The following is a 6,074-nucleotide window of genomic DNA, read 5'->3' as shown; positions in this document are numbered from 1 at the left end:
GACTTGGACTCCCCGGCGAACCGGTCCTGGAAGACGAAGGGCACCTCGGTGACCGTGCGCGGGCGGCTGCGGACGGCGAGTTCGAGGAGGATCTTGTAGCCGAGCGGCTGGAGCACGTCAGCCGTGACGGCGCTGCGGCGGATCGCGAAGAAGCCGCTCATCGGGTCGCTGATGCCGCGCAGCCGGCGCGGGAACAGCGCCTTGGTCAGCCAGGTCGCCCCGCGCGAGACGAGCACGCGGTAGCTGCCCGCGAGCCCGGCCCGGCTGCCGCCCTTGATGTACCGGGAGGCGACGACGAGCCCGGCGTTGGCCCGCTCACCGGTGGCGACCAGGTCGGGCACGAGCGACGGCGGGTGCTGGCAGTCGCCGTCCATGACGACGATCCAGTCGGAGGTCGCCGCCTTCATGCCCTCGACGACCGCGCCGCCGAGCCCGCCCACCGGCTCCTCCCGGTGCAGCACGGTCACCGGGAACGGGCAGTCCTGCGCCGCCTTCTGGATGACCTCGGGCGTGTCGTCGGTGGAGTCGTCCACGAAGACGACCTCGCAGGGCAACCGGGCCGGGACGGCCTCGGTGATCTGGTGCAGCAACTGCCGTACGTTCGCCGACTCGTTGAACGTCGGTACGACGATGGTGACGGCGCCCGGTTCGGGGATCTCGGTGGTCTCGGTCTCGACGACCTCACCGGTCTCGACGACCTCACCGGGGACGGTGGACTCCTGGCTCATCGCGCGCCTCCGGCGGACGTCTGGATCTGGCGGATCTCGATGCGGTCCTCGCCCGTGCCGAAGGTGGCGACCGGGTCCGAGTGCTCCATGGCGGCCTGGACGTTGGGCAGGTCGGCCGCGTCACGCCGTACCGTCGGCGAGGCGACGACGTAGTCCAGGTCCTTCCAGCCGCGCGGCATCGTCTTCGTCACCGCCGGGTCGAGGTCGGCCTTGTAGAACCAGATGACACCGAGCCCCGGCCGGTAGCCCTGGTGCACCAGGTCCAGCCAGAGGGCGTCGTCCACCAGCACCCGGGTGCGCTCCGGGTCCTCGACCTCCGTGGCCAGCCACTTCGAGGCCGCCTGGTAGCCGGCGTTGGCGTCGGTGGTGACGGCGATGCGGGCACCGTCGTACCAGCGCGGTACGACGTAGGCGCATGCGGCGAGGGCCAGGACCCCGGCGAGCGCGTACCGGCCCAGGCTGACGTACCGTTTCTCCGCCTCGGAGCGCCGGCGGCTCAGCACCGCGTGGGCGACGCTCGCGGTTCCGCCTGCGAGGACGAGCGCGAGGAACGGCAGGGCCTGGATGACGTACATCGCGGGCAGATAGCCGTTCGGGCGCAGGGCCAGCGCGGCGAAGATCGCGACGGCCAGGGCAGGTCCGGCCAGGGCCCGGGCGGTGACCGACCAGCGCCAGGTGGCGAGCAGCAGCAGGGCGCCCGCGAGGCCGCCGAGGGGCAGGACACGGTCGTAGTACAGCCACGACTGGAGCACGCCCCAGGAGCCGGAGCCCTGGTCGAGGATGAAGCCCGAACCGGGTCTGGTCATCTGGTACTTGACGCCGTCCCAGAGGGAGACGTGCCCGGCGCCCGGCAGCAGCTCGCCCTTGAGCAGGGCGAACAGGGGGTAGGAGAAGCCGATCAGCGTGCAGGCCGTGACGGCTCCGGTGAGGGCGAACTTGCGGGTGTCCTTGTGGCTGTGCCGCCACATGGTGAGGAACAGGGCGGGCAGGACGACGAGCATCGTCTCCTTGGTGAGAACGGCCGTGGCGGCCGCGATGCCCGCGCCGAAGTGGTGCCAGAGGTGGCGGCTCGGGGACGCGGCGAGGGTGAAGGCCAGCAGCGTCCACATCACCGCGAGGTTGTCGAGGAAGATCTCCCGCTGGAGGACCACGGACAGCGGGGAGAGCCCGAAGAACACCATGCCGAGCCCGGCCGCCCAGCGGGGCAGCGCCAGACGGCGGCCCAGCACGAAGACGAGGACCGCGCTGATGCCGCTGATCAGCAGCATCGCGGCGCGCATGGTGCCCACCGTCATCGACTCGGGGCTGATCAGCGCGGGGATCCAGGTCAGCACCGCGATCTGGATCCAGCCGAGGGGCGGATGGTCGTACCAGTAGGTGTAGTGGGCGAGGCCGTTGCCCTGCTGGACCGACCAGGCCTGGGCGAGGTACGTGCCCTCGTCGTCGCTGAGGGCCGGGTAGTCGGCGATGTTCCAGCCCTGCACGGTGAGGATCGCGACCAGGAGGACACCGCAGAGGATCAGGTCGGGGCGGGAGGAGCGCAGCCGGCTCGGCGGCTCGGGTGTGCGACGGGCCGGACCGGCGCCCGGCACAGGCTGCCGCTGCGCGGGGACCTTCGGGGTGGTCGCCGCGGGAAGGGTGGAGGTCACGCGGGAACGTCCTCTCGGGTCACGGGAACGTCCTCACGGGGGTACGGGGCGTCCGCCCGGGTCGCGGCCGTGTCGTCGAGATGGGCGCCGACATGGGTCGTCAGCTCCCAGTCGTTGCGGCCGCGCTGCTCACGCCACACGGCGCGCACGGCCGCCCCGGCGAGCAGGACCTGGTAGAAGGGGCCGCCCAGGACCAGCTTGAGGTAGTGCGCGAAGCGGACGCGCAGCCCGTACTGCTTGCCGAAGTCGTGCAGTCCGACGACCTCGAAGACGAAGGTGACCAGGGCGGTGACGGCCGGCAGGAAGGTGATGAAGGCGATGCCGACGGGCACGTCCAGGAACAGCGCGATCGCCACGTTCAGCGGGATGATCAGGCCGGTGAAGGCCTGCATGAACGGGGTCATCAGGGTGTAGCGGGCGAGCAGCCGCTGCCCGAGGGTGGGCAGTTGCTTCCAGTCCTTCTTCCGGTACACCTGGAGGAACCCCTGGTTCCAGCGGGTGCGCTGCTTCAGCAGGGACATCAGCGAGCCCGGGGTCTCCTCCCGGGTCACCATGTCGGAGTCGTAGGCGACCACGACCTTCTTGCCGACGCTGGAGAGCCTGACGCCCAGGTCGCAGTCCTCGGCGAGGCAGTTCGGATCCCAGCCGTCGGCTTCCCTGAGGACGTCCGTGCGGACGAAGACGGTGTTGCCGCCGAGCGGAATGAATCCTTTCTGCGCATGCAGATGGAGCCGCGAGCGGAACCAGAAGAAGTACTCCAGGCAGTTGCGCAGGCTGTACCAGCTCGAGTGGAAGTTGATGAGCTGCACGCCGCCCTGGACGACGTCCGCACCGGTGGTGCGGAAGGCGTGGTCGACGTGCGCGAGGAGCTCGGGGTGGACCTGGTCCTCCGCGTCGAAGACCCCGACGACGTCGCCGCGGCAGTGCGGCAGTGCCGTGTTCATGGCCTTCGGCTTGTTCTTCTTCTCGTGCGTGTCGACGACGACGCGGACCCGCGGGTCACGTGCCGCGGCCTTCTCGGCGACCTCGGTGGTCTCCGGGTCGTCGTGCCCGACGATCACGATGATCTCGAAGTCGGTGTGGCTCGACTCCAGCAGCCGCTGGATCGTGTGGTCGAGCACCGCCTGTTCGTGCCGGGCGGGCAGCAGCAGCGAGAAGGAGACGTGCTCGTCCCCGTCCGGACTGCTGAACCGCGTGGAGGCGAGCACTTCCGGCGTACGCCAGGCGTGCATCTGCCACCACAAGGTGAAGGCCGCCATCCAGAACAGAGCCAGTGACACGGCAGCGATGAAGACAGACGTCAGCAAACAGATCCCCCCAGATCCCAGAACCCCCAGTGGTGACGGTGGGCCTGTGTGGCCCCATCCGTCACATCACTGTGCAGAGATTAAGGGGGAACTGTGAAGCCCGGGGGCCGTTCAGATAAAGAGCACGTTTCCGTTGATTCGCGACTTCAGCCGCTCAACACCGCACGCAACCTTTCAACTTCGGTCGTCGGGGCGTCACAAGTGAAGTTACGGCAGACGTACGCGGCCGGTTCACCGCCGACCAGCGGACGGCCCGTGAGCAGCGGGAACTCATCGCTCTCCGGAGCGCCGACGGCGACGACCGCGCCCGGCGCGGTGCCCAGAAGTGCCGTGCGGTGCAAGGTCTTCGTGCCCTCGTGATCGAGGGACGGTCCCACGATCGCGACCTCGCGCGGCCCGTCCAGCGCGGCCTCCGCCGCGGCGAGCCCCCAGCCGATGAAGCGGGGCACGCGCGGCCCGAGCGCCTTGACGACACCCAACGCCCTCTCGGCGGCGGTGCGGTGGGGCTCGGATCCGGTGTGCGCGGCATAGCCGAGCAGGGCGTTCGCCGCCGCGGTCCAGCCGGACGGGGCGGCGTTGTCGGTCGGGTCCTGCGGGCGGCGGATGAGCTGCTCGGCGTCGGCGGCGGTGTCGTACAGCGAGCCCGACTCCGGGTCGGTGAAGCGGACCAGGACATGGTCGAGGAGGAACCCGGCGAACTCCAGCCAGACGCCCTCACCCGTGACGGACGCGAGCGCGAGGAAGCCCTCCGCCACGTCGGCGTAGTCCTCCAGCACGCCCGCGTTGGCGCCGGCGTGGCCGTCCTTGCTCGTGCGGGTGAGCCGGGCCTGTTCGTCGAGGTGCAGCCGGACCAGGAGGTCGGCGGCGGCGACGGCGGCCTCGACGAGGTCGGGCCGGTCGAAGTAGGCGCCGGTCTCGGCGAGGGCGGCGATCGCGAGCCCGTTCCAGGCGGCCACGACCTTGTCGTCCCGGCCTGGGGCGGGACGCTCCGACCGCACCGCGAGCAGCCGCTCCCGGATGGAGGCGATCTTCCCGGCGTCGACCAGTCCTTCCTGCTGCTGGGGCAGCTGGAGGACGGAGGCGCCCTCTTCGAAGGTGCCCTCCTCGGTCACGCCGAAGTACTGCGCGGCGAGCTCGGCGTCCTGCTCTCCCAGCACCTCACGGAGCTGCTCGGGCGTCCACGCGTAGTACGCGCCCTCGACGTGCTTGCCGGTCCCGTCGTCGCTGTCGGCATCGAGCGCGGAGGCGAACCCGCCCTCGTTCGTGCGCAGTTCGCGCACCATGAAGTCGGCGGTCTCCAGGGCGACCCGGCGGGCCAGCTCGGAGCCGGTGGCACGCCAGAGGTGGGCGTACACCCGGCACAGCAGGGCGTTGTCGTACAGCATCTTCTCGAAGTGCGGCACGACCCAGTCGCGGTCGACGGAGTAGCGGGCGAAGCCGCCGCCGAGCTGGTCGTAGATGCCGCCCCGGGCCATGCGCTCGCAGGTGTCGGACGCCATCTGCAGGGCACCCTCGGCGCCGGTCCGCGCGTGATGCCGCAGCAGGAACTCCAGCACCATGGACGGCGGGAACTTCGGCGCCCCGCCGAATCCGCCGCGCTGCGGGTCGTACTCCCGGGTGAGCCCGAGCAGCGCCTGCGCGAGCTCCTCCTCACCGGGGGTCCGGGCATCCCCGTAGGAGATCTCCCGGGCCGCCAGATCCCGGACGATCTTCCCGGCGACCTCGGTGACCTCGTCCCGCCGCTCCTCCCACGCCTGGTGCACGCCCTGGAGCACCTGCCGGAAGGAGGGCATGCCCTGGCGGGGTGCGGGCGGGAAGTAGGTGCCGAAGTAGAAGGGCTCGGCGTCCGGGGTGAGGAAGACGGTCATGGGCCAGCCGCCCTGCCCGGTCGCCGCCTGCACGGCCTCCATGTAGACGGCGTCCACGTCGGGGCGTTCTTCGCGGTCGACCTTGATGCTCACGTAGTGCGCGTTGAGGTCCTCGGCGGTCTGCTCGTCCTCGAAGGACTCGTGTGCCATGACGTGACACCAGTGGCAACTGCTGTATCCGACGCTGAGCAGCACGGGCACGTTCCGCTTGCGGGCCTCCTCGAAGGCCTCCGCCGACCAGGGCCACCAGTCGACGGGGTTGTCGGCGTGCTGAAGGAGATAGGGGGACGTCTCGTGCGCCAGTCGGTTCGGCATGGTGTCCATCCTGCCGCAGTACCCCGCCGGGCACGCGTCAGGCGCCGCCCGGGCGACGCTCCCGACGCACGCCCGCCGGGCACGCGGCGCGCCGCCGGGCCCGGGTCTTCACACAATCGGGCGGGGCACGCCCCCTCGCAACGATGCGCCGTCCACAGCACACTTGACCAAGGAAACGACCGAGAACACGACCGAGGTGACCGGAGA

The 6,074-nt window shown here is 70.6% G+C and carries 4 protein-coding genes; all 4 read right to left on the bottom strand.

Annotated elements, in window-relative coordinates; all coding sequences use genetic code 11:
* On the bottom strand, positions 1-728 hold a 728-nt coding region (locus tag ACFTZL_RS09200; RefSeq protein ID WP_382579898.1), incomplete at its 3' end, for a polyprenol monophosphomannose synthase.
* Positions 725-2,377: an ArnT family glycosyltransferase gene (locus tag ACFTZL_RS09195; RefSeq protein WP_382579897.1), complete on the bottom strand. Its 1,653-nt coding sequence runs from the start codon at positions 2,375-2,377 to the stop codon at positions 725-727. The genes ACFTZL_RS09200 and ACFTZL_RS09195, both read right to left, overlap by 4 nt.
* Positions 2,374-3,684, bottom strand: coding sequence for a glycosyltransferase (locus ACFTZL_RS09190; protein ID WP_382579896.1), 1,311 nt, complete (start codon positions 3,682-3,684; stop codon positions 2,374-2,376). The genes ACFTZL_RS09195 and ACFTZL_RS09190 overlap by 4 nt, the downstream gene beginning before the upstream one ends.
* 146 nt (positions 3,685-3,830) lie before the next feature.
* A complete protein-coding gene (locus tag ACFTZL_RS09185; protein ID WP_382579895.1) occupies positions 3,831-5,867 on the bottom strand; it encodes a thioredoxin domain-containing protein in 2,037 nt (678 codons plus the stop codon).
* Positions 5,868-6,074: the final 207 nt, after the last annotated feature.

Source organism: Streptomyces sp. NPDC056948, assembly GCF_042674225.1.
GTDB classification, from domain to species: domain Bacteria; phylum Actinomycetota; class Actinomycetes; order Streptomycetales; family Streptomycetaceae; genus Streptomyces; species Streptomyces purpurascens.
This window is presented reverse-complemented; position numbering and strand designations above follow the sequence as displayed.

Excerpts from the sequence above, each read along its gene's own strand:
- ACFTZL_RS09185 (WP_382579895.1), bottom strand. The coding sequence starts at position 5,867 with ATGCCGAACCGACTGGCGCACGAGACGTCCCCCTATCTCCTTCAGCAC.